This is a genomic window from Candidatus Merdisoma sp. HCP28S3_D10 (genome assembly GCF_052065835.1).
GTDB lineage: Bacteria > Bacillota > Clostridia > Lachnospirales > Lachnospiraceae > Laedolimicola.
Window position 1 is genome coordinate 792,601 of sequence record NZ_JBQHTG010000001.1, and the last position, 24,761, is coordinate 817,361.

The following is a 24,761-nucleotide window of genomic DNA, read 5'->3' on the forward strand; positions in this document are numbered from 1 at the left end:
TTTTCTTTATGATTTTATCTATCATACATGATTTCACAGAAAAAGAAAAGAGGGATCTTGTTATTTTTTTGTAAATGTGCTATCTTGGTTACATCAAATTTAATGTCATGACAGCTGTCGCTTCACAAAGAAGCCGCCGCTGTCATCCAGTGCGAAGGAGCGCAATTTTATTATGAGTACAATGAACCTGACTCTGCTGACCGATCTCTATGAGCTCACTATGATGCAGGGCTATTTCAAGAATCAGACCAATGAAACTGTTATCTTTGACGCCTTTTACCGGAAGAATCCCTCCGGCAACGGCTTTGCTATTGCGGCAGGCCTTGATCAGGTCATCGACTATATTAAGAATCTGACCTTTGATAAGGACGACATCGAATATCTGCGGAGCCTGAAGCTCTTCGACGAGGACTTTCTGGAATACCTGAGCAATTTCCATTTCTCCGGCGATATCTACGCGATTCCTGAGGGAACCGTCGTATTCCCCCGGGAGCCGCTGGTGAAGGTAATCGCGCCGATTATGGAGGCTCAGCTGATAGAAACCGCTATTCTGAATATCATCAATCACCAGAGCCTGATTGCTACCAAGTGCGCCCGCGTGGTATACGCTGCCAAGGGCGACGGTATCATGGAGTTCGGTCTGCGCCGGGCGCAGGGACCGGACGCCGGTATCTACGGCGCCCGCGCTGCCATGATCGGCGGCTGTATCGGTACCTCCAATGTGCTGACCGGCCAGCTCTTCGACGTTCCGGTCAAGGGCACCCACGCCCACAGCTGGATTATGAGCTTCCCGGACGAGTATACCGCTTTTAAGAAGTATTCCGAGCTGTATCCGGATGCCTGCATTCTGCTGGTGGATACCTACGATACTCTGAAATCCGGCGTTCCCAACGCTATCCGCGTATTCACAGAGATGCGCGAAGCCGGTATTCCGCTTACCTTCTACGGCATTCGTCTGGACAGCGGCGACCTGGCTTATATGTCCAAGAAGGCCCGCAAGATGCTGGACGAGGCCGGTTTCCCGGATGCGGTTATTTCCGCTTCCAGCGATCTGGACGAGTACCTGATCAACAGTCTGAAGGATCAGGGCGCATCCATCACCTCCTGGGGTGTCGGCACCAATATGATTACCTCCAGCGACTGCCCCGCTTTCGGCGGCGTATACAAGCTGGCAGCTGTACAGGACGAAAACGGCGAGTTTATTCCGAAGATTAAGCTTTCCGAGAATTCTGAGAAGATTACGAACCCGGGCAACAAGACCGTATTCCGTCTCTATGACAATGAGACCGGCAAGATCCGCGCGGATCTGATTTCGCTGGCCGACGAGACCTTTGATCCGGAAAAGGATCTGCTGATCTTCGATTCCATAGAAACCTGGAAGAAGACCACCTTAAAGGGCGGCACCTACCATGTACGGGAGCTGCTGGTTCCGGTATTCAAAAAGGGCGAATGTGTATACACCTCTCCCAGCGTCATGGACATCCGGGATTACTGCAAGAAGGAACAGGAGACTCTGTGGGACGAGACAAGAAGACTGACCAATCCCCATCAGGTCTATGTAGATCTCTCGGACAAGCTGTTCCGGATCAAAACCGGACTGCTGGATCAGATGAGCCAGGGGAAATAGGATATCAAACAGGCGGAGCGCTAACGCAGGCTCCGCCTTATTTTATAGGGTAATCATTTTCAGAAATTCCTCCATGGCCCGCGTCCGGTATCTTCCCGCTTTCCAATAGAAGCTCAGATTCCGGCTGCGCCTGCCCTCCGGCAGCTTGAAATAGGCCACGTCGCTGCGGGCGGGAACCTCGCGGATCAGCGTATCGCTGACAAAGGCTATCCCCAGGCCGGAACAGACTACGTGATAGGAGGTCAGCTGCTGATCCAGCTCCAGGGAAATCTCCGGGCTGATTCCGGCCCGTTCCAGAATCTCCACCGCGCGCTTCCGGGTATCATTTTCCGGCTTCAGCATTACAAAGGGCGCTTCCGTAAAGAACTTTAAGGGAACCGGCTTTACCGATTTTTCTTTCCATTTCCCCGTTTCAATCATCTCTTTGCTCAGAATATAAGCCGCCGCCTGCTCCGCAGCCGGAAACTGCCTGGGAACGGCCAGAAACAGCGTTTCCTCCCGATAAACGGTGTGATCGAACAGCAGCGGATCCAGCTTGCAGTTATCCAGCATCATATCGATACGGCCCTGCTGCAGAAGCCTGGCCAGCTCGGCGGTGCTTTCCTCCACCAGCTCCACATGTACCTTGGGATAACAGGCAGAAAAGCCTCCAATCAGTCCCGGCAGTACCCAGGAAGCGAAAAGGCTGCTGCCGCCCAGCACCAGCCGCCCGGTCTTCAGTTCTCCCCAGTCATTGACGTAATCGGCAAATTCATTTTCTACGGCCATGATTTTCTCTATGGACTGAATATATTTTTCCCCGCACTCCGTCAGGGACAAAGGCTTGGTGCTCCGGTCAAAGAGCGGATACCCCACCTTTCCCTCGATCCGCTTGATATTGGCGCTTAAGGACGGCTGGGAGATACACAGGCGCTCTGCCGCCCGGGAGATACTTTTTTCCTGATAAACCGCATAGACATATTCCATTCCGCGAAACATAATTTCCCCTCCGATAGTATAGTTTTAAAGTTATATATCTTATATCAATATATGTATTTGATTATATTATAACAGCTGACTATAATGAAGGCAACAAGAGAAATAAACACAGGAGTTATGTTAAAGGAGAAGGGTTATGAGCAAAAAGATAGAATACAGAGTAGAGAAAGACTCCATCGGTTCCAAAGACGTACCGGAAGACGTATATTATGGCGTCCAGTCCCTGCGTGCCGCAGAGAACTTCCATATTACCGGACTGAATATGCATCCGGAAATCATCAACAGCCTGGCTTACATCAAGAAGGCTGCCGCTATCACCAACTGTGAGATTAACCTGCTGGACAAGAAGATCGCAGACGCGATTGTCAAGGCCTGCGACGAGATTCTGGCCGGTCAGCACCATGAGGATTTCATCGTAGACCCGATTCAGGGCGGCGCCGGAACCTCTATCAATATGAATGCCAACGAGGTCATCGCCAACCGTGCTATCGAGCTTCTGGGCGGCCAGAAGGGCGATTACTCCATCGTACACCCCAACGACCATGTAAACTGCGGCCAGTCCACCAACGACGTCATCCCGACTGCAGGCAAGATGACTTCCCTCCGTCTGCTGCAGAATCTGAAGAAAGAGCTGCTCCGTCTTCACTCCGCATTTTCCGAGAAGGCAGAGGAATTTGACCATGTGATTAAGATGGGCCGTACCCAGATGCAGGACGCGGTTCCCATCCGTCTGGGACAGGAATTCAAGGCGTACTCTGTCGCAGTTATGCGTGATATCCGCCGTATGGACATCGCCATGGACGAGATGCGTTCCCTGAACATGGGTGGTACTGCCATCGGTACCGGTATCAACGCAGACGAAGCTTACTTAAAGCGTATCGTTCCGAACCTGTCCGAGGTATCCGGTATGGACTTTATCCAGGCCTTTGACCTGATTGATTCCACCCAGAACCTCGACCCGTTCGTATCCGTATCCGGCGCTATCAAGGCCTGCGCCGTTACCTTATCCAAGATTGCCAATGACCTTCGTCTCATGTCCTCCGGTCCCCGCGCAGGCTTCCATGAGATTAACCTTCCGGCAAAGCAGAATGGTTCTTCCATCATGCCGGGTAAGGTAAACCCGGTTATTCCTGAGGTAGTCAACCAGGTTGCTTTCAATATCATCGGAAATGACATGACCATCACTATGGCTGCTGAGGCAGGCCAGCTGGAGCTGAACGCTTTCGAGCCTATCATCTTCTATTGCCTGTTCCAGTCCATCGATACTCTGGCTTATGCCGTAGAGACCTTCGTAGACAACTGCGTCATTGGAATCACTGCCAATGAGGAGCGTTGCCGTTATCTGGTAGAAAACAGCGTAGGTATCATCACTGCTATCTGCCCCCATGTTGGTTACCAGAAGGCTGCAGACATTGCCAAGAGAGCTATGAAATCCGGCGATTCCGTCCGGGAGCTGATTCTGAAGGAGAAGCTTCTGACAGAGGAAGAGCTTGACCAGATCCTGAATCCGGTACAGATGACTGAGCCGGGTATCTCCGGTAAGGATCTTCTGAAAAAAGATTAATGTCCCAACTTTAAAAGCCGTCATCCGCGTTTACTGCCATCTTTCGCGGATGACGGTCTTTTATTGCTTTTTTTCGCCCTCTGTGGTACACTATATCCTACATGACCAATCAACATAGGGGGATAGATTTATGAGTTCACACAACCACAAAAGAAGCTCTTTTTCGGGAAAACTGGGCTTCGTGCTTTCTGCTGCAGGCGCTTCCGTAGGCCTGGGCAATATCTGGCGCTTTCCGTACCTGGCTGCCAAATACGGCGGCGGTATTTTCCTTCTGGTTTATATCGTTCTGGCCCTGACCTTCGGCTACACCATGATCGTAGCTGAGACAGCTCTGGGACGTATGACAAAGAAGAGCCCGGTCGGCGCTTACCATTCCTTTGGAAAGTCTAAATGGCTGTCCTTCGGCGGCTGGATCAACGCGATTATTCCGGTACTGATTGTACCCTACTACTCCGTTATCGGCGGCTGGGTTATCAAATATCTGGTAGAATATATCATCGGAAACGGACATACCCTGGCTGCGGACGGTTATTTCTCCGCCTTCATTTCCAACGGCGTTTCCACAGAACTTTGCTTCATCGTATTTTCCCTGTGTACCCTGCTGATTATCTACGCAGGCGTCCGCAATGGAATTGAGCGGGTATCCAAGATTATGATGCCGATTCTGGTGGTATTATCCGTTATCATCGCCGTTTACTCCATAACCAGACCGGGAGCTCTGGCCGGCGTGAAGTATTTTCTGATTCCGAATGCAAAGAATTTCTCCTGGATGACTGTAGTGGCAGCCATGGGACAGATGTTTTATTCCCTGTCCATCGCCATGGGTATCCTGGTGACCTTCGGTTCCTACATGAAGAAAGACATTTCCATCGAGGATTCCACAAGAAATGTGGAGATCTTTGATACTGCTATCGCGATTATGGCCGGCCTGATGATTATTCCGGCAGTATTCGCCTTCTCCGGCGGAGATCCGGATACCCTGCAGGCAGGTCCGGCCCTGATGTTTATCACCATTCCGAAGGTATTCGACAGCATGGGAATGGGTACTATCGTCGGTATTCTGTTCTTTGTACTGGTACTGTTTGCCGCTATGACCAGCTCCATCGCTCTGACGGAGAGCGCCGTATCTACCTTTGAGGACGAGCTTGGCTGGAACCGCAAAAAGGCCACCCTTATGGTCGGCCTCGTTATGCTTGCCCTCGGAACCCTGTCCTCACTGGGCTACGGTCCCCTGGCTGCTGTGGAAATCATCGGTATGCAGTTCCTGGATTTCTTTGATTTCCTGACCAACTCTGTGATGATGCCCATCGCGGCAGTCGCTACCTGCCTGCTGATTTCCAGAGTCATCGGTGTAAAGGGAATTGAAGAAGAAGTGCTCCACGGGGAACAGTCTTTTAAGAGAAAGAAGATTTTCCGCGTCATAATCCAGTATCTTGGCCCGGTCTTTGCAGTCATTATCCTGCTCAGCTCCGTGGCAAACGCCTTTGGGTGGATTTCAATGTAAGACTTTTACATCATTCTTGTACGATTTATTTACAGATAATATATGATCTATTTTATGCTTAATTGCAGCTTTTCTATCTTTTGTAAATAATTGGATGAAAAAAACAGGACACAGCTTTTTGCTATGTCCCGTTTTTTTTATCCGTGCTTTTTTATTTTTCCAGCCTTCCGCAGGCTTCCATCTTCTCTCGAAGCTCTGCAGCCAGCTCTGGCGTAAAGCTTTCCTCTTTCGCTCTCCAGCGCCAGTTTTCGCCTACGGTGGACGGGGTGTTCATGCGGGCTTCGCTTCCCAGTCCCAGGATATCCTGCGCCTGCACGATGGCAAGCTCTGCCCGGCTGTTCCAGATGGCAGTGAGCATAGCCCGGGCTGCCTCCCCATCCTCTGTCTCATGGAGATATTCCCTGGCACAGGCCACATCCTCCGCCGGGGCCGTCTTCAGCCAGCCCAGCGCCGTGTCGTTGTCGTGGGTTCCCACATAGGCCACGCAATGCTCCGGATAATTTTCCGGCAAATAAGCGTTGCCGCCTCCGTCCCGGCTGTCAAAGGCAAATTCCAATACCTTCATTCCCGGAAAGCCGCTGTCCTCCAGAAGCTGGTGGACCGACTCGGTCAGATAACCTAAATTCTCTGCAATGATCCGCTGCGGCCCAATCTGATCCTCCACTGCCCGGAACAGAGCGATTCCCGGTCCCTGCTTCCAATGCCCGCCCCGGGCAGTTGTGTTTCCATAAGGAATCGCATAGTAGGAATCAAAGCCCCGGAAATGATCGATCCGCAGGATATCGTAGACCTTGCAGAGATACTGAATCCGTCTGACCCACCAGTCATAATTGTTCTTTTCCATATATCCCCAGTCGAATAGAGGGTTTCCCCAGAGCTGCCCGTCTGCGGAAAAACCGTCCGGCGGACAGCCGGCCACTTCCTTTGGATTCCGGTTCTCATCCAGCTGGAATAGCTCCGGATGTGCCCACACATCCACGCTGTCCAGGGACACATAGATGGGCAGATCTCCAATCAGACGGATTCCCTGCTCATTGGCATAAGCGCGAAGCTCCTCCCATTGCCGGAAGAACAGGTACTGAAGCACCTTCCAGAAGCGGATCTCCTCCGCGTACCGAAGCTCGATTTCCTCTGTCGAAAGGGCTTCCCACTCCTGCCAGGACGCTCCTCCATGAGCATGCTTCATGGCCATAAACCGGGCGTAATCTCCCAGCCAGTAATCATTGTTCGCACAGAATTCCGGATAATCCGAAGGAATCCGCGTAAGGAACCGCTCTGCGGCCTTCCGCAGAATCGGGTAACGCTTTTCGTACAGGACGCCGTAATTGACCCTATCCGGCGCGCTCTCCCAATCCACCTCTCCATACTCCTGCCATTCCAGAAGTCCGTCTGCCTCAAGCAGCTCCAGATCGATAAAGTAAGGATTGCCCGCGTAGGTAGAAAAGGACTGGTAGGGAGAATCCCCGTAGCTGGTGGGACAGATGGGAAGCAGCTGCCAGTAGCCCTGGCCCGCCGCCTTCAGAAAATCAATGAATTCCCGCGCCGGTTTTCCCATGCTGCCGATTCCGTAAGGACTCGGCAGGGAAGAGAGGTGCATCAAAATTCCACTGCTTCTCACCGGCCATCACGCTCCTTTTTCCACAAGATAGGGTTTCAGATCCTCCTGAAGCTTTTCATCCCCGTCCGTATAGGCACAGAGATCCAGCGGGTGGGTCAAATCCAGGGAAAAGATACCCATAATGGATTTGGCGTCAATGGTATAGCGTCCCGACACCAGATCAAAATCATAGGGATAGCGGGTAATGGTATTTACAAAGTTTTTTATTTTTTCAATGCTGTTCAATAAAACGGTATATTTCGTCATCGTGATTTTCCTCCTGACTGTCTGATTTTTAATCCTAATGACAGATGATAGCTTCCGTCTCCACGTCAAAGACATGAATTTTGTTCACATCCAGAGCCAGCTTCGCCATGTCCTCTGCGCGGATTCCGGTGCGGGACGGCACTCTGGCTACCAGCTTCTGTCCGAAGCAGGTCAGATACAGATAAATCTCAGATCCCATCATTTCCGCCAGGTCTACCTTCGCCTCGATATTGGAAGCGTCGGAGATAGACAGGAAGGATTCCTCCGCATGAATGTCCTCCGGGCGGATGCCCATGATAACCTCTTTGCCCACATAAGCCTGGAGCTCCGGCTTGTTCACCGGAATCCGGTAATCGCCAAATACCAGTACGGTTCCGGCTGCCTCCTTCTCCACCTTCACATTCACAAAATTCATCTGGGGAGAACCGATAAAGCCTGCCACAAACTTGTTGCAGGGATAATTGTACAGGTTCTGGGGCGTGTCTACCTGCTGGATAATACCGTCCTTCATGACTACGATACGGTCGCCCATGGTCATAGCCTCGGTCTGATCGTGGGTTACATATACGAAGGTGGTCTGCAGACGCTTATGTAACGCGGCGATCTGGCTTCTCATCTCGGTACGGAGCTTGGCGTCCAGGTTGGACAGGGGCTCGTCAAGCAGGAATACCGCAGGGTTCCGCACCATAGCGCGGCCCAGTGCCACACGCTGTCTCTGTCCGCCGGACAACGCCTTGGGCTTCCGGTCCAGATACTCCGTCAGACCCAGAATCTCGGCTGCCTCGCGCACCTTTTTGTCAATCTCGTCCTTGGGCGTGCCATGAAGCTCCAGGGCAAAGGACATATTTTTGTATACCGTCATATGGGGATACAGGGCATAGCTCTGGAATACCATCGCGATATCCCGATCCTTGGGCGCCACATCGTTCACTCTTCTGTCACCGATGTACAGGTCGCCTGAACTAATCTCCTCCAGACCCGCAATCATGCGGAGAGTCGTGGACTTTCCGCAGCCGGACGGACCGACCAGCACGATAAATTCCTTGTCGTGAATTTCCAGATTCAAATCCGGAACCACTGTATTTTTATTGTCATAGGTTTTCACCACATGCTTAAATGTAATATCTGCCATTTTTCTTCCTCCTTACCGTGTCCGCCCAGAGCGTACACCGTAATTATTCCATATCTTCACCGTTACCCATCTTATCTTCTGTTCTGTCTTAGCGGGCGATTTTCGCCGCGCTCTCTCCCTCCACGATATCGAAGGGAAGAAGCTCATGCACCGCCGGACGCTCTCCCGCAATGTCCGAGAGCAGAATTTCCAGGCTCCGGTCAGCTATTCTTTCTCTGGCCTGGCGCACCGTAGTGAGCCGCGGAGAAAGATAATTTCCCAATTCAATTCCGTCAAAGCCCATCACGGAAACGTCCTCCGGTACCCGAAGTCCCCGGTCCCGGATAGCGCGGATAGCGCCCACTGCCAGTACATCTGCCATGGCAAATACCGCCGTCAGATCCGGCATTTGCTCAAACAGCTGCTCCATGGCGTGATAGCCCTCCTCCATGGAAAAGAACGCCGACCGGTATTGCCGACCGGGCTCCAGCTTTATACCCTGCTTCGCGAAGGCCTTTTCGCAGCCCTTGTACCGGGTATGGGCCGCATGGGACTTTTCCATATAGCCGCCCAGGATACCGATGTCCCGGTGACCCAGCTTCAAAAGATGCGTTACCGCTGCCTGCGCTCCTGCCTCGTCGTCTGTACTGACACTGGAGAGATTGTCAAAGCCCAGCTCCGCCGCCGAGTTGGTAACCAGCACGCAGGGAATCTCCAGCCGGTCAAACCGCTCTTTGAAGAACTCCAGATCGCTTCCCAGAAAGAGAATCCCCAAGGGATGCCGCTCCAGGCACACCCTTTCGGCCCGCTCCACCTCATTTTCCTCCTCACCGATATAGTAGATGAAGGAAGCATACTTTTTCTCGCTCATAAGCCGCTGCAGCCGCTCCACAATGGAAGCGAACAGCATATTCTGGGAACCCTTTACGATAATCGCGATTCCGCTGCTGGCCTGCTGCTTCAGGTGCTTGGCGTTGCTGTTTAGCTTGAAATGGTGCTTTTCCACCACCGCCATAATGGTCTTTCGCGCTTTTTCCGATACGTCCGGATGATTATTGAGCACACGGGACACTGTGCCCACCGCGTATCCGGACTCCTTCGCAATGTCTTTGATTGTCATCTGTATGTTTATCCCTTAACTGCTCCCGCAGCCACTCCTTTGATAATGTGTTTCTGGCCCAGCAGATATACGATAACAATGGGTATTACGGTTAACATAATACTTGCCATCATGGGACCCATCTCTACTTTACCATAACTTCCGCGGAAATACTGGATCAACATGGGAATTGTTTTATAATTTTTGATGTCCAGTACCAGGGTCGGCAGAAGGTAATCGTTCCATACCCACATGGCCTCCAGGATTCCTACGGATACCAGGGTCGGCTTCAGCATGGGAAGTACAATCAGGAAGAAGGTCTGCAGCGGATTGCAGCCGTCGATCATGGACGCTTCCTCTACCTCCAGGGGAATGGATTTCATAAAGCCCGCAAACATGAAAACCGCCAGGCCCGCGCCGAAGCCCAGGTAGATAATCCAGATATTCCAGGGCTTGTTAAGGTTTAAGGAATCCGCTGTCTGGGACAGGGTGAACATCACCATCTGGAAGGGTACGACCATGGAAAATACAAACAGGTAATACAGAATCTTTGACAGCTTTCCCTTTACCCGGGTGATGTACCAAGCGCACATGGAGCAGCAGATAAGAATCGCCGCCACAGAGGTGATGGTAATCAGAAGGCTGTAACCTAAGCTCTGTAAAAAGCCCTTGGAGGCAATCGCGTTGGCGTAGTTCGCCAAGCCTGCGAAGGTGTCCGCCGTCGGCAGGGTGAACGCGCCGGAGGTGGTAATCGCCGTCTCCCTCTTTACAGAGTTAAAGAGAATCATGACGATCGGATAGACGTACAACAGCGCCAGAATGCTCAGAAACACTATCATGACGGTATCCTGTATCTGTTTTTTCTTTCTCATCTTACTGCTGCACCTCCCTCTTACGTGTAGCCCGCAGCTGGAGCACGGAAATTACGATAACCAGCAGGCAGAACAGTACGGCCTTGGCCTGGCCGAGACCCTTCCACTGGGCGCCTGCCCTTGCGTAGAAGGTCTGATAGATGTTCAGTGCCAGCATCTCTGTCATATGGTTCGGATCTCCTCCGGTCAGTGCCAGGTTCTGATCAAAGAGCTTGAAGGAGTTGGTCAGCGTCAGGAATACACAGATGGTAATGGACGGCATAACCATAGGAAGCTTCACCTTCCATAAAGTCTGCCAGGGCGTCGCTCCGTCGATCTGGGCTGCCTCCAGCAGGTCATCGGAGACATTCTGCAATCCCGCGATATAGATGATCATCATGTAACCAATCTGCTGCCAGCACATGAGAATAATCAGTCCCCAGTAGCCTGCGGAGCTGTTCAATGCCAAAAGCGGCTGTCCTACGATGGAAAGCACACAGTTGATCAGAATCTGCCAGATATATCCCAGCACGATACCGCCGATCAGGTTCGGCATAAAGAAGATCGTACGGAAAATATTGGTACCCTTAAGCTTCCGTGTCAGAAGCAGCGCCAGCGCAAAGGCAATGACGTTAATCAGCACAATGGAGGCCACTGCGAAGAGCACGGTAAACTTAAAGGAGCTTAAAAATGTAAGGTCGGAAAAGATTTTTTTATAATTTCCAAAGCCTGTGAATTTCGCGTTTTTTACTGTCGTGAACTGGCAGAAGGACAGATACAGTCCCTCAAAGAAGGGAATGATAAATCCAATTGTAAAAGCCAGAAGCGTGGGCAGTACAAAAAGGGGCGACCAGCGTTTGATCGCTTTTTCCATGATTCTGCACTCCTTTCTGAGTTAAAATTGAGTAGAAAAAGGGCAGGCAAGTATGAACTGCCCGCCCCTTAAAATAGTTTCTTTCTTTTACTGGCCGTTTGCCATCTGGTACTCGGTTGCCCATCCGTCAACGAATGCGGATACAACGCCTGCCCAGTTTGCGTCGGTCTGGTCTGCTGCGTATGCGGTCAGAGCCTGGCCTACGCCGTTCTTCCACTCCTCAGAGGGCATGGTGGTGAAGTTCCAGGATATCGGAGTCTTGCCTTCTGCGGTGTACTCTGCATCCTGCTTTACAAACAGGTTCTTGGATTCCTGCGCGCCCTTGAACGGAATAACGAAGCCCATCTCATCCGCCATGGTCTTGGTTCCCAGCTCAGAGGTTACACACCAGTTCATGAAGTCCAGAGTTGCCTTAATATCTGCTTCGTCTGCCTGGTTGTTCACACACCAGTAGTTCTCTGTACCGGTGCAGAGACCCTGATTTGCCTCGTCGCCAACGCCGATATAAATCGGAATCATAGCCAGGTCGTCATCGGTATAACCGCCGTCGCCTGTCAGGTTCGCGTACTCCCAGGAACCATTCTGGAAGAAGACTGCGTCGCCTGCCAGGAACTCGTTTCTGGAGTCGTCACCGGTCTTAGCGGAAAGCTCCTTCGGATCGCAGGTGCTGTTGTTGATGTACAGATCCCACATATCGCGGTAGTTGTCCAGGTAGGTTCCCTTGATGGCGTCTGTGCTGCTGATACCATCGGTCTGATACTCAAAGTAAATCGGCAGGTTTGCCAGATGGGTCTTGAATCTCCAGTCAGAGGAGCCGTCCATACCTGCAGAGGTAAATGCCGCAAAGCCAAGCTCAGAGGAGCGTGCTGTGATATCCTCGGCTACCTTTTTCAGATCCGCGAAGGACTGGATATCGTCGATAGTGTAGCCTGCCTTCTCCAGCAGTGTCTTATTTACAATCAGTCCGTAGGACTCGATTACATATGCGATGCCGTATACGGTGTCGTCTTCCTTCAGCGCGTAGTTATCGCTGGTCAGCTGTCCGTAGATATCGGAGCCTGCCAGATCGTAGCAGTAATCCTTCCAGTTTGCCAGACCCACCGGTCCGTTTACCTGGAACAGGGTCGGAGCGCCGCTCTTGCCCATCTCACTCATCAGAGTGGTCTCATAGTTACCGGATGCTGCCGTTACAACGGTTACCGGTACGCCGGTCTCGTCGGTATAAGCCTTTGCCAGGTCCTGCCACTGCTGATCCTGCTCCGGTTTGAAGTTCAGATAGTATACAGAGCCTTCTGCTCCGCTTGCTTCTGTGGTATCTGCCTTCGTGTCTGTAGATGTAGAGGTGTCTCCTCCGTTGGAAGATCCGCCGCAGCCTGTCAGCATGGAAACTGCCAGAGCGCCGCTCAGTGTCAGGGCTAAGAGTTTCTTGTTCATAATGATTTCCTCCCGTTCATGGTGGAATTCCTTATTGGAATCCGTTTTGGAAACGTTTCATTGGAAACGTTTCCAGTTCTTATGCTTCTATCACAGTCTCTTTCACGAAAAAAAGCAAGAAGTATTTTCCACTTCCTGCTTTTTTCGTCAGTTTTACAGATTATTAGGTCTGCTTTTTGTGCAATTTTCACTAGATCCACTCGCAATCACCGCCGGTGACTGCCAGGCTTAAGAGTCCGTCCATTCTTTCTATCTCTTCCTCGCCCTCCAGCTTATCGATCAGCTCTGCCGTATCCGTCATATCCTCCATAGATTCGTCCGGTCCGATCTCATAATCGATATCCATCGCGCAGTCCGGGCATGGGATCCGCTGCATGGTCTGCAGGGATAAAAAGCGGTTGCCACATTTTTTACATTCATAGAATCCGCATTCTTTGGTTCCTTCCGGTACATAGTACATATTTATCTGCCTCCCAGTTTCTTTTAATTTTCCATCTGCCGTCCCAGAAAATTCGCTGCGGTCAGGGCCAGCTTTAATTCCATATCACCCATTTTCACCTTTGGATCGCGGGAAAACAGAATCACAGCGCCGATGGCGTCGCCTTCGGCGATGATGGGGCAGATAGTTTCACTTCCCATCTGCTCTGTGTCTTCCTCCACAAGTCCTACAAATTTTTTATGCCCAGCTTCCGCCTGCTGATTTTCCCGGTTTTCAATCAGCCTTTCCAAACCGTGGCTGATGGCTTTTCCCTGATACTCCTTCTTTGCCCCGCCTGCAGCCGCGATCACCGTATCCCGGTCACAGATACAGACCGGAAGCCCCAGAACCTGTCCCAGGCTGTCCGCGTACTCCTTCGCGAAGGTTCCCAGTTCGCCGATGGGCGAATATTTCTTCAGGATAATCTCGCCCTCCCGGTCTGTAAAAATTTCCAGGGGATCTCCTTCCCGGATCCGGAGCGTCCTTCGTATCTCTTTGGGGATTACCACCCTTCCCAGATCGTCAATCCTTCTTACGATTCCCGTAGCTTTCATAATCTCTGTTCCTCCTGCATATCATACCTGCCCTGATTACTGTATTGCGTGTTTTATGGGTAGTATGTGGAAATGCAGGAGAAATATACACTATTTTATTTCATTTACCAGGTTGTTGTTCTGGAAAAATTCCTTCACATTATGCAGCGTGGTCTCCGCGATATTGGACAGTGCTTCCTCCGTCAGAAACGCCTGATGGGAGGTTAAGAGCACGTTCGGCATGGATACCAGAAGCTGCAGGGTCGCGTCGTCCACGATCTCACCGGAGCAGTCCTCGAAGAAGTAGTTGGCCTCCTCCTCGTATACGTCCAGTCCTACGGCCCGAAGCTGCTTGTTCCACAAAGCCTCTACCAGGGCTACGCTGTCTACCAGGGCTCCACGGGAGGTGTTGATCAGAATCGCGCTGTCCTTCATGATGGCAAAACGCTTTTCGTCCACCATATGATGGGTCTCGTCGGTCAGCGGGCAGTGCAGGGAGATGAAATCACTCTCCCGGAACAGGGTATCCAGATCCACGTAGTCAATTCCCTCAACCGGATACATATCGTATGCGATCACCTTCATACCGAAACCCCGGCAGATATCGATGAACATCCGGCCGATTCGTCCGGTTCCCACGACGCCGACGGTCTTGCCGTACAGATCCACGCCTGTCAGGCCATTCAGGCTGAAGTTGAACTCACGGGTACGGTTATAAGCCTTGTGAGTTTTCCGGTTCAGAGTCAGCAAAAGCGCCATGGCATGCTCTGCCACTGCATGGGGGGAATATGCCGGAACGCGGACTGCCTTCAGATCTCCCAACGCCTTCAAATCCAGGTTGTTATAGCCTGCGCAGCGCATAGCTATCAACTTCACGCCCAGAGCCCTCAGCTCTTCCAGCACCTCCGCGTCAATGGTATCGTTTACAAAGGCACACACCACGTCGCAGCCCCTTGCGGAGTCTACGGTCTGCGCATTCAGCTTATGCTCCATATATCGGATCTCGATTTCACCATCGCTGTTCCACTTTTTAAACGCCTCCATTTCATAAGGTTTTGCATCGAAAAACGCCATTTTAATCATAATAGTTCCTCCTGTCCTAAGCCGCTCCTGTTTCCTTTTCCCCATTACATCTATTTGAAACGGCTGTTTTTATTGTGTATGCTTTTTGTTTTTGCTATACTAATAACATAACAGCAGTTTCTTATTTTGACAAGATATTAAGTGATATTTTTTTAACAATATTGTGTATTTTTTAACGAACAATTTTTACAGGGAGGTTTTACATGAAAATTCTGGTATGCAACGCAGGGAGCACGTCCCTCAAATTCAAGCTCTTCGACATGCCTGCGGAGGAGGTTCTCGCAGAAGGAAAGGTCGAGCGGGTAGGCACAGACACTGCTATTTTCCATTTTTCCAAGCCGGACGGCTTCCGTATCTTCCGGGAAAATCTTCATGTCCCGACTTATACGGAAGGGATTCAGCTTTTCCTTGATCGGATTCTCGATCCGGAACAGGGAGTGTTATCGGATCTGTCAGAGCTCACACGTGTGGGCTTCAAGACCGTACTTTCCAAAGACCATTACGGCATTCATGAACTGACGCCGGAGGTGCTTCAGGGCATGGAGGATTATATGGTTGTGGCTCCCGCCCACAATACGCCTTATCTGGAGGCTATCCGCCAGTTCCAGAAGCTGACGCCGGATGCTATGCTGGTCGGCGCTTTTGAAACCGCCTTCCACCAGACCATTCCAATGGAGCGCCGAATCTACGGAATCCCCTGGGAATGGTATGAACAATACGGAATCCAGCGTCTGGGCTATCACGGCGCTTCCCACAGCTATGTGGCAGAAACCCTGACAGAGCTGTACGGCTCCACCGGAAAGGCTATCTCCTGCCACCTGGGCGGCAGCGGCTCCCTCTGTGCCATTGACGAGGGCAGAAGCGTAGACACCAGCTTCGGTATCTCCCTGCAGGTAGGCATTATCCAGTCCAACCGCTGCGGCGATATCGATCCTTTTATTGTCCCCTTTCTGCAAAAGGAAGGACTGTCCCTGGACGAGGTTCTGGAGGGACTGACAAAGAAGGGCGGACTTCTGGGAATCTCCGGCGTCAGCAATGATCTCCGGGACGTACTGGAAGCCGCTGACGCCGGGAATGAACGGGCGCAGCTTGCCATCGATGTCTTCTGCAACGGCATTGTCCGTCATATCGGCACCTATTACGCAGAGTTGGGTGGCCTCGATCATCTGGTCTTCACCGGCGGGATCGGCGAACACGGTACCCGGATTCGTGAAATTGTCTGCCATCAGCTGAAGCATATGGGGATTCTCTTAGATGATAAGAAAAACCAGAGCTGTACCGGATCCAACACCGTCATTTCCTGTGACGCTTCCCCGGTTATGATCCACGTCATCCCGGCTAATGAGGAGCTGGGCGTAGCGAGGAAAACCTATGCCTGCGGCAGAGCCTGAGCGATTCGTAAATAGAATAGCCCATCGATTTTCCAGAAAAAAAGGGACTTCGTCCAATCCGGACGAAGCCCTTTTTTTCTGTTCCATTAAATGGAACTGATATTCATATCTACATTACCCGGAACGCCGTCTACCGAACCCTTGGAGGTATTCTGCCAGATGTCATAGCGTCCGCTGTAACCGCATTTTTCTGCGTAATGCGCTACCCAGATCCGATAACTTCCGAACTTGGATACATTCAGATGAGAGGAGAACCAGCTCTTACTTGCGTATACCATGGGCTTATAACCGGAGTTCGCCACGGTATTACAGAAGGCTACAGTAATCTTGGTTCTCTCTGATTTGGAAAGTCCGTCCGCGCGGCCTCTTCCGCCGGCTGCATACTCGCTGTCGATGGCAATCGGCATATTGATGCCGTACTGGTTCGCCAGCTTCACTGCCATACTTGCTTCCTCTACCGCCTCTGCCTCGGTAATTGCCTGGCTGAAGAAATAGATACCTACCCGAAGGCCTGCTGCCTTGGCGCCTGTAATATGGGAAGCGAACTTTGGATCCTGAACCAGAACACCGGAGCCGTATCCACGGTAGCCACAGCGGATAATCGCGAAATTGATACCCGCGTTCTTAACCTTCTGCCAGTTGATGCCGCTCTGATATTTGGACACATCGATTCCGATGGTGCCGGAGCGCACGCCGTCGCTGCTGAAGGTATACTGGATGCCCTGGATAACCTGGGTTCCTGTGACCTTATTGCCGTTTTTATCGAAATAATAGGTAGCTCCGTCGATGGTCTGCCAGCCGGTGTACTTCACGCCTGACACGCCCTCTTCGTAAACCGGCTCACTGCTGGTATCATAGATCGGAGCGCTGCTGGTATCATAGACGATCTTCTCTGTGGGCGCTGCCTTCAGAAATCTCAGACCGCGCAGAATCACAGATGCCGGTGTGAGGGGCTGTCCCTCCACAGCTTCGTTGATGGTGCCGCTCTCTGTACTACTTCCGCCTTCCGTACCACTTCCGCCTTCTGTTCCGCCTCCGGGCGTTTCTTCCTTCTTATCGTCCGGCTTTGTGGTTTCCAGAGCTGCGCCGCAGCGGTCGCATGTTCCGTCCTTATCCTCGTCGGTATGACCCAGGGCGTCCAGGGTTCCCTTCTCGCCCTCTGCACCGTCCGCAGGACAAACCATCACATAGGAGCCTGCCTCTGTACAGGTTGCCTCTTTTGTAATCTTCTTCTCGGTATAAGCGTGGGTATGGGCCGGAGTCAGATCCGCGCCGCAACGGTCACACTTATTATCTTTATTCTCGTCCACATGATCCGCCGCCGGCTCAGAGATAATCTTTGCGTACATGGGAGTTCCGTATTTATCCAGCTTCTGCTTGGAATATACCTTCTGTCCCCACTGATCCACCTTCTGCTTCGGTTCTGTCTTGGTGGAAGCCACATACTCTACCGTATCTGTCAGCTTCTGTGCGGTACCTGCGCTGTCGTTGCCGGAGGTGTTGGAATCCTCCTTGGATACATTGATCTGGCTCTCGCTCTTGATCTCCGCGCTGACATCTACTGCCTTATATTCAATATTGGCTTTAACATTTGCCGTGATATCAGCCGGCGCCGCGTATCCGCCGGACGCCTTCATGGAAATGGTACACTTACCGGGCGTCATGGACTTCACATAGATGATACCGTCCTTATCCTTATCCGTATACTTCTCAGACTTATTTCCGGAATCCTTTACGGTCACCTCAAAGGCTGTACCTGTGATAACCTTTCCGCTGGCTTTATTGACGATCTGCACTTTCAGATCCTTATCCACAGAAGTTGCTTTCAGTACCACCTGTATCTCCTTGGCTGATACCTTTGCCTTCTCTGTGTTGTCCCCGTCCAGACGGGTCAGCTCTGCCACATAGGACTTGTTCATAGCCAGTCCGATGACACTGGCTGTCGTTTCTTCTGCATTTTCATCGGAATCCGCCTGCAGATCCGTAACCGTCGGAATCATATCCTCCGCCACCTGGCTTCTGGCTCCACAGCCGCTTAAAAGCGACACGGTCAGAACTGCCGAGAGCAGTAACGCCCCCACTCGTTTTGCTTTCATAATGCCTCCTCATTCGTTTCCTGCCCTCTTCGGGCTTTATTTCTGCTGCCTTCGCAGTCGTTTTCCTTTATAATATAACACCTGGAATTTCTGTTTTCAACTGCTCTGACTTAATTTTTTCTTAATTTATTCCAGCAATTTCTGGTAATCCTCCTTCAGGAAACGATGATAGATAAGATGACCCATCTCCTGCTTCACACAGTAATAATATTCGTCCACAGATGGATCCTGAAAATACAGCACCTGGTCAAAATCCGTTCCCTCCGGCATCTGTCCACACACATAAGTCCCAAACCGGCCAAAGACCTGTTTCACGTCCTCCACGCTCTTGTCATGGGGATTGCTGAATAAATCAATGATGGCCTTCAAAAAGGCTACGTCTCCCATATGCTCATGCACATACCTGGCTCCATCCGGCGGCACACTGATCTCAATTCTTCCGGCGCTGACCCGGAAACCCAGGGTCCCCAGCACGCTTGTCCCCTCCGCAAATAACTGCTTCAGCTGCTTCACCATTTCTGCCGGCCTTTCACAGGCTGTTCCCAGTAAAAGATTCAAGGAGGCCACGGGGTAATAAAGCCTCATGGTCTCCTCTTCAAATCCCAGCTTCAGCTGGGCCTCTTTCATCTGGTCAATGAGATTCTGTTCCAGTCTCTCTTTTCCCATAATGTGATTATTCCTCCGTACTTCCGCTGTTTACCTTGTAAATCCGGTCAAAGGTCAGCTGGGCCAGGATGTCGTCCTTTGTCTCAAAGGAATGCTTTTCCTCAAGCTCCGCGCACTTCTCCTGATACAGGGTGTTCTTGCGCTCCGTTACGATAGATTCCTTCTTGCTGTCCGTAGCCTCCTGATCGAAAGTGCTGATCATCTGCACTGCGTAATATCCGCTGTCTGTCTCAATCATGGACGCCAGTTCGCCGTCTTTCAGGGCGTCTGCCGCGGTGCGTACCTCCTCTGCCGGTGTGGTGCTGTCTGCCCCATAGGTAGCCTCGCTTGCAGTCAGCTGGGAATTCTCATCACGGTTTTCATTGGCTGCCTCCACGGCCGCCTTCAGATCTCCGCTCTCCTTCGCCGCGTCCAGAATATCCTGAAGCTCCTGTTTCTTCGCTGCTTTCTCTTCCTCTGTCAGGTCGATGGTATTGCCGTCTTCATCCTGCTCGGTACCTGCAGTGGATACATAGACATAAGCAATGTGCTTCTGGGCTGCTTCCTCATCCGAAACCACCGTATCCACATCTGTAGTCAGAGGCGCGTACATCTTCTCCTGAATGGTCATCAGCGTCAGCACATGCTCTACCACAGCTTCGTCTACGCCCAGGATCTTCTGCACCTCTGCGGAATTCTCTTTCATAAATTTCGCTGCCGCGTCAGAAATAGCTGTCTTCTCCTCATCTGTCAGCTCCACGCCATAATCTGCCGCCTCTGCCTCCAGCACATACATCTGGTTGAACTGCTCCATCAGGCTCTGCTTTGCAGTCTCTCCGTAAATCGTTCCGGTACCGGACAGATCCTGTCCGTATACATTGGTCATGCCCAGCATGGATCCGTAATAGGACTCCATCTGTGCCTGCTGATACCGAAGCAACAGACTGACCTCTCCCAGAGGCACGTTGGTTGTCTCGTCCATCACGGCCACGGTCTGTGTGCCGTCCAGGGTGTTGCCCTTTCCGCATCCTGTCAGTGTTCCTGCAAGCATCAGTCCTGCTGCCAGAACCGCAATTCCTTTTTTCATCATTTTTCTAAATCCTTTCCTGCCCGCTTCTGCCAAAAGCGGAGTATTCTGAAATCATCTGGATTTATTATAGACTTTTTTCCCGCTGTGGGCAAGTTTTTCTTGATTTTCCGGACAGATTTCACGGGGTTTTCACAACTATGCTCCGGCCACCCCGGTAAGCAGCCCGTCTACCTGTACCGTATCCCACACTTTTTCATCTGTCACCAGAGGTGTTTCTTTCGCCCAGGTCTCCTCCAGCTTTTCCAGATGCTCCTGTTTTGCCTGGTCCTGCAGTTCCTCCAGCCGATCCCCGGTAGCGTCCTCATCAAGCTCCGACACGTGCTGCACCACATACCAGCCCTCCTCCGTGGTTATCACCGCGGACACGCCGCCCACAGGAAGCTCCCTGGCCTTCTGCGCCACATCCGGGTGGGCTCCACCGTCGGTTTCCCCATTGAAGTACACATCAATGACCGTGTGGGGAAACTGTTCCCCGGCGGCAGAGATATCCCCAAGCTCTGCCGCCAGCGTGGCAAAGTCCTCTGCCTGCTTCTGAATCCCGGTCAGCTCTGCTTCCGTAAACGGCGTGTAATTGCCCTCGATATCATATAGGCCGGTATTGGAAAAAAGCGCGTAGGTCAGCTTTCCGACTTCCGCCTCCTCCCGGGGAATCTCCGGCTCATAAGCGTTCAAAATGGCCTCTGCAACTTTTCCGGCCAGCTCGTTCCGGGCCAGATAACGCTCCACGCTTTCCCGGTCTGCCCCGGCAGCCTCCAGCACCTCTTTCGTATTTTGTTCCATGAAGCTCTGCGCCCTGCGGGCGATGGTTTCCTGTTCCTCGTCTGTGAGGCTGACGCCATACTCTGCGGCATGGGCACATAAAAGATGCAGCTCCGTCACCGTATCCATCACGCTGTCCTTCAGAAGCTCCTCCAGGGTCTGTCCGCTATCGTCGCCTGCCTCCTGCTGCCACATGGTTTCCCCAAAGCTCTCATAATAGGCATATTCCCACTGTTCCTGCAGCATCCGGGTATAAAACCGGGCTTCCTCCAGATAGATGGTATCCTCTCCCAGAGTAGCAAGGGGCGTTCCACTCTCCTGCTCCAGCGCCCTGGGAAGAGCGGTCTCCTTCTTTCTACAGCCTGCCAGTAAAAGCAATGCTATTATCACCAGAATTCCCAGCTTTTTTCCGTTTTTTCTCATGTACGATCCTCCAGCAAATCCTGCATGTTGTCGAGGATACTCTCCGCCAGCTTCAGGGGATCCGCTTCCTCTCCCCGGCTGTTCTTCTGTCTGCGATAATACAGCGCCGGCTTTTCGCCCCGGGTGAATTTCATCCGGCCCTCATAACGGGCCAGAAATTCCGGGAACGCAGCCGGATTCAGTTTCGCCTTCTCATACAGGATCAGCCGGATCTCATCTGATTTTTCCACAATCTCTTTAACATAAACGCTGTGGGCCCTGATTTTCAGACAGGCTACCGCAAGAAGATTCTGAACCGCCTTCGGCAAATCGCCAAAGCGATCCAGCAGCTCATCCTGCATATCCTCGCTTTCCTCGAAAGTCTCGATTCCGGCGATCCGCTTATAGATATCCAGCTTCTGGCTTTCGCTGCGGATATAGGTTGCCGGAATATAGGCGTCGATATCCATATCCACGGTGGTCTGGAATTCGTCCTCTTCCACGTCCAGCCCCTTTTCCCGCTTCACGGCTTCGTTCAGCATTTTGCAATACAGATCGTAACCCACGGCCTCCATATGGCCGTGCTGCTGTTCACCCAGGAGATTTCCGGCGCCGCGGATCTCCAGATCCCGCATAGCGATCTTAAAGCCGCTTCCCAGCTCGGTAAATTCCTTAATCGCGCCCAGACGCTTTTCCGCCACCTCTTTGAGCATCTTATCCCGCTTGTACATGAGGAAGGCGTAAGAGGTCCGGTTGGAACGACCCACCCGGCCCCGGAGCTGATAGAGCTGGGACAGTCCCAGATTATCCGCGTCGTGAATGATCATGGTATTGGCGTTGGAAATATCCAGGCCGGTTTCAATGATGGTGGTAGACACCAGCACATCGATTTCCCCGTTGATGAAGTCGAACATAATGCGCTCCAGCTCATGTTCCCGCATCTGTCCATGGGCAAAGGCCACCGTCGCCTCCGGAACCAGCTCCGCCACCTGTGCCGCCACCTCCGCAATATTGTTGACACGATTGTATACATAATACACCTGACCGCCCCGGGCCAGCTCCCGGCTGATGGCAGCCCGGACCATCTCTCCGTCATATTCCATCACATAGGTCTGGATCGGCAGACGATCCTGCGGCGCTTCCTCCAGCACGCTCATGTCACGGATCCCGATAAGGCTCATGTGAAGTGTTCGGGGAATCGGCGTTGCCGTCAGGGTCAGGACGTCCACATTTTCCTTCAGCTTCTTGATCTTTTCCTTGTGTGCCACGCCGAAGCGCTGCTCCTCATCGATGATCAGAAGCCCCAGATCCTTAAATTCCACATCGGAGGACAGAACTCTGTGGGTTCCGATGACGATGTCCACCAGTCCTTTTTTTAAATCCGTAAGAGACTTTTTTATCTCGCCCGGAGTCCGGAAACGGGAAAGCAGATCGATCCGCACCGGGAAATCCTTCATTCTCTGGACAAAGGTATTGTAATGCTGCTGGGCCAGAATGGTCGTGGGCACCAGATAGACCACCTGCTTATTTTCCTGCACAGCCTTAAAGGCCGCCCGGATCGCGATCTCCGTCTTGCCATATCCCACATCGCCGCAAATCAGCCGATCCATGATTTTGGTGCTTTCCATATCCCGCTTGGTCGCTTCGATGGCCAACTGCTGATCCTCGGTCTCTTCAAAGGGAAACAGCTCCTCAAATTCGGTCTGCCAGACCGTATCCGGGCCGTAGACGAAGCCCTTCTTCTCCTGACGGGCCGCATAGAGCAGCACCAGATCCCGCGCCACCTCCTGTACGGCTCCCCGGACCTTCGATTTGGTCCGGCTCCATTCGCTGCCGCCCAGACGGTTCAGCTTCGGCTTTTTGGCGTCCGATCCGGCGTATTTCTGGATCATTTCCAGCTGGGTAGCCAGAATGTACAGATTGCCGCCCTTGGCGTATTCGATTTTGATATAGTCCTTCATGACCTTATCGACTTCTACCTTTTCAATTCCCCGGTAGATTCCCAGGCCATGATTTTCGTGAACCACATAATCCCCGGGCTTCAGATCCGAGAAGTTCTGAATCTTCTGCCCTTCGTAGGTTTTCTGTTTCTTCCGCTTTTTCTTTTCCCTGCCGAAAATATCCGTCTCCGACAGTACGGCAAAGCGAAGCATGGGATACTCGTAGCCCCGGTGGAGATTGCCGTGTACCACCATGATTTCGGAGGGATTTACCACCCGCTCCGGATCCTCGCTGTAAAAGCTGTTCAGCTCCTCGTCCTGCAGATCCGCCGCCAGCCGCCTTGCCCTTGTGCCGGAAGCGCACATAAGGATCACCGCGTACTTTTCCTTTTTCCAGCGCTTCAGATCCTTTACCAGGGTGGGAAAGCTGCTGTTGTAGGGGTTGATGGAGCGGGCGTCAATCTGATAACGGCCCGCGATCTCCCACTCCGGCGCTTTCTGCTCCAGCAGGCTTAAGGCTACGCAGCTTCTGCGGTTCAGACGGGCCACAATCTCGTCGCTTCCGTACAGAAGGCAGGCCTCCTCCGGCATGGCTTCGCCTTTGGCCGCCCGGTTGGCCATACTCTCCTCAAATTCCTTTTCAACAGTACGTCCCTTTTCCAGAATCCGGGTGGGCTCATCCAGGAAAATCAGGGATTTTGCCGGATCAAAATAATCCAGAAAGCTCACCGCCTCCTCTTTCTCGTCAGGGATCGGTTCTGCCGCCGGATAAATTACAATTTCTTCCAGATTTTCCATGGAACGCTGGCTTTCTACATCGAAGCTTCGAATGGAATCTACCTCGTCGTCCCAGAACTCCACGCGCCAGGGAGCCTCCTCGGTCAGGGCAAAGATGTCCACGATACCGCCCCGGACCGCGAACTGTCCCGGTGCTTCCACCTGAATGACCCGCTCATAGCCCAGTCTGGCCAGCTTTTCTGCCAGAGCGTCTATCTGCACGACGCTTTCCCGGCCGATACACAGGATCGAAGCCTCTGCCTTTTCCAGAGGACGCAGGCGATCCATCAGTCCGTCGAAGGTGGTGATGACCGTCACCTCCTCCTGGGTCAGCAGAGCCTGCAGGGCACGGATCCGCTGCTGTACCAGAAGATTTCCCTGCATATCCGCATGAAAAAAGAGGAAATCCTTTGCCTGATAGAGTACGGCCTTCCGGTCGAAGTACCGACAATCCTCGTAGATTTCCTTTGCCTTCTGCTCGCTGTAGGTGATAATCAGTCTCTGCTTAGTCCCCTGCCACAGGGCGCAGGCTGCGTGGACCTTCTGGGAATCTACGCAGCCTGAGAGCCAGAGAATGCCTTTGTTTTTTTTCAGTTTTCCGGCGATCTCTTCATATGCGCTGAGCTGCTGAAAGGGTTTGATAAATGCTTTCATGCTGCAC

At 52.1% G+C, this 24,761-nt stretch carries 20 protein-coding genes; 4 read left to right on the forward strand and 16 right to left on the reverse strand.

What is annotated here, in order from left to right; genetic code table 11:
- The first annotated feature begins 172 nt into the window (after window positions 1–172).
- Window positions 173–1,627 (forward strand): nicotinate phosphoribosyltransferase, encoded by a 1,455-nt coding sequence (locus ACTNCH_RS03630; RefSeq protein WP_441014713.1) that lies wholly within the window; start codon window positions 173–175, stop codon window positions 1,625–1,627.
- A 42-nt stretch (window positions 1,628–1,669) separates the two neighbouring features.
- On the opposite strand, the gene ACTNCH_RS03635 is transcribed toward ACTNCH_RS03630, so the two are convergent.
- The gene (locus tag ACTNCH_RS03635) at window positions 1,670–2,605 is read right to left on the reverse strand and encodes a LysR family transcriptional regulator (RefSeq protein ID WP_441014712.1); all 936 of its coding nucleotides are present in this window, start codon (window positions 2,603–2,605) and stop codon (window positions 1,670–1,672) included.
- A gap of 136 nt (window positions 2,606–2,741) precedes the next feature.
- Here ACTNCH_RS03635 and aspA point away from each other — a divergent pair, with 136 nt between their 5' ends.
- Together aspA and ACTNCH_RS03645 are read left to right on the forward strand one after the other, a co-directional pair.
- On the forward strand, window positions 2,742–4,169 hold the full coding sequence (aspA, locus tag ACTNCH_RS03640; RefSeq protein WP_441014711.1) for an aspartate ammonia-lyase: 1,428 nt from the start codon (window positions 2,742–2,744) through the stop codon (window positions 4,167–4,169).
- Window positions 4,170–4,299: 130 nt separating this feature from the next.
- The gene (locus ACTNCH_RS03645; RefSeq protein WP_441014710.1) at window positions 4,300–5,673 is read left to right on the forward strand and encodes a sodium-dependent transporter; all 1,374 of its coding nucleotides are present in this window, start codon (window positions 4,300–4,302) and stop codon (window positions 5,671–5,673) included.
- A 151-nt stretch (window positions 5,674–5,824) separates the two neighbouring features.
- Here the strand turns inward: ACTNCH_RS03645 and malQ are convergent, their stop codons facing one another.
- The 10 genes from malQ to ACTNCH_RS03695 form a co-directional block, all read right to left on the reverse strand.
- On the reverse strand, window positions 5,825–7,291 hold the full coding sequence (malQ, locus tag ACTNCH_RS03650; RefSeq protein ID WP_441014709.1) for a 4-alpha-glucanotransferase: 1,467 nt from the start codon (window positions 7,289–7,291) through the stop codon (window positions 5,825–5,827).
- A 6-nt stretch (window positions 7,292–7,297) separates the two neighbouring features.
- Window positions 7,298–7,537 (reverse strand): HPr family phosphocarrier protein, encoded by a 240-nt coding sequence (locus tag ACTNCH_RS03655; protein WP_158362543.1) that lies wholly within the window; start codon window positions 7,535–7,537, stop codon window positions 7,298–7,300.
- Window positions 7,538–7,571: 34 nt separating this feature from the next.
- Window positions 7,572–8,669: an ABC transporter ATP-binding protein gene (locus tag ACTNCH_RS03660; protein WP_441014708.1), complete on the reverse strand. Its 1,098-nt coding sequence runs from the start codon at window positions 8,667–8,669 to the stop codon at window positions 7,572–7,574.
- Window positions 8,670–8,757: 88 nt separating this feature from the next.
- Window positions 8,758–9,768 (reverse strand): LacI family DNA-binding transcriptional regulator, encoded by a 1,011-nt coding sequence (locus ACTNCH_RS03665; protein ID WP_441014707.1) that lies wholly within the window; start codon window positions 9,766–9,768, stop codon window positions 8,758–8,760.
- Window positions 9,769–9,776: 8 nt separating this feature from the next.
- Window positions 9,777–10,619, reverse strand: coding sequence for a carbohydrate ABC transporter permease (locus ACTNCH_RS03670; protein WP_349164351.1), 843 nt, complete (start codon window positions 10,617–10,619; stop codon window positions 9,777–9,779).
- 1 nt (window position 10,620) lies between these two features.
- Entirely contained in the window at window positions 10,621–11,472 is an 852-nt protein-coding gene (locus ACTNCH_RS03675; RefSeq protein WP_158362550.1) for a carbohydrate ABC transporter permease, read from the reverse strand.
- 87 nt (window positions 11,473–11,559) lie between these two features.
- Window positions 11,560–12,906, reverse strand: coding sequence for an ABC transporter substrate-binding protein (locus ACTNCH_RS03680; protein WP_441014706.1), 1,347 nt, complete (start codon window positions 12,904–12,906; stop codon window positions 11,560–11,562).
- Window positions 12,907–13,096: 190 nt separating this feature from the next.
- Window positions 13,097–13,366: a hypothetical protein gene (locus tag ACTNCH_RS03685; protein WP_441014705.1), complete on the reverse strand. Its 270-nt coding sequence runs from the start codon at window positions 13,364–13,366 to the stop codon at window positions 13,097–13,099.
- Window positions 13,367–13,389: 23 nt separating this feature from the next.
- Window positions 13,390–13,938, reverse strand: coding sequence for a stage V sporulation protein T (gene spoVT, locus ACTNCH_RS03690; RefSeq protein WP_441014704.1), 549 nt, complete (start codon window positions 13,936–13,938; stop codon window positions 13,390–13,392).
- Window positions 13,939–14,028: 90 nt separating this feature from the next.
- The gene (locus tag ACTNCH_RS03695; RefSeq protein ID WP_441014703.1) at window positions 14,029–15,000 is read right to left on the reverse strand and encodes a 2-hydroxyacid dehydrogenase; all 972 of its coding nucleotides are present in this window, start codon (window positions 14,998–15,000) and stop codon (window positions 14,029–14,031) included.
- Between the two features lie 203 nt (window positions 15,001–15,203).
- Here ACTNCH_RS03695 and ACTNCH_RS03700 point away from each other — a divergent pair, with 203 nt between their 5' ends.
- Complete coding sequence (locus ACTNCH_RS03700; RefSeq protein WP_441014702.1) at window positions 15,204–16,391, forward strand: acetate/propionate family kinase; 1,188 nt, start codon at window positions 15,204–15,206, stop codon at window positions 16,389–16,391.
- Between the two features lie 86 nt (window positions 16,392–16,477).
- Here ACTNCH_RS03700 and ACTNCH_RS03705 read toward each other — a convergent pair whose 3' ends face one another.
- The 5 genes from ACTNCH_RS03705 to mfd all read right to left on the reverse strand — a co-directional run bounded on the left by ACTNCH_RS03705 (window position 16,478) and on the right by mfd (window position 24,754).
- Entirely contained in the window at window positions 16,478–18,487 is a 2,010-nt protein-coding gene (locus ACTNCH_RS03705; RefSeq protein WP_441014701.1) for a GH25 family lysozyme, read from the reverse strand.
- Between the two features lie 126 nt (window positions 18,488–18,613).
- The gene (locus ACTNCH_RS03710; RefSeq protein ID WP_441014700.1) at window positions 18,614–19,153 is read right to left on the reverse strand and encodes a DUF3877 family protein; all 540 of its coding nucleotides are present in this window, start codon (window positions 19,151–19,153) and stop codon (window positions 18,614–18,616) included.
- A gap of 7 nt (window positions 19,154–19,160) precedes the next feature.
- Window positions 19,161–20,222 (reverse strand): hypothetical protein, encoded by a 1,062-nt coding sequence (locus ACTNCH_RS03715; RefSeq protein ID WP_441014699.1) that lies wholly within the window; start codon window positions 20,220–20,222, stop codon window positions 19,161–19,163.
- Between the two features lie 135 nt (window positions 20,223–20,357).
- On the reverse strand, window positions 20,358–21,404 hold the full coding sequence (locus ACTNCH_RS03720; RefSeq protein WP_441014698.1) for a peptidylprolyl isomerase: 1,047 nt from the start codon (window positions 21,402–21,404) through the stop codon (window positions 20,358–20,360).
- Window positions 21,401–24,754 (reverse strand): transcription-repair coupling factor, encoded by a 3,354-nt coding sequence (gene mfd / locus ACTNCH_RS03725; protein ID WP_441014697.1) that lies wholly within the window; start codon window positions 24,752–24,754, stop codon window positions 21,401–21,403. The genes ACTNCH_RS03720 and mfd overlap by 4 nt, the downstream gene beginning before the upstream one ends.
- Window positions 24,755–24,761: the final 7 nt, after the last annotated feature.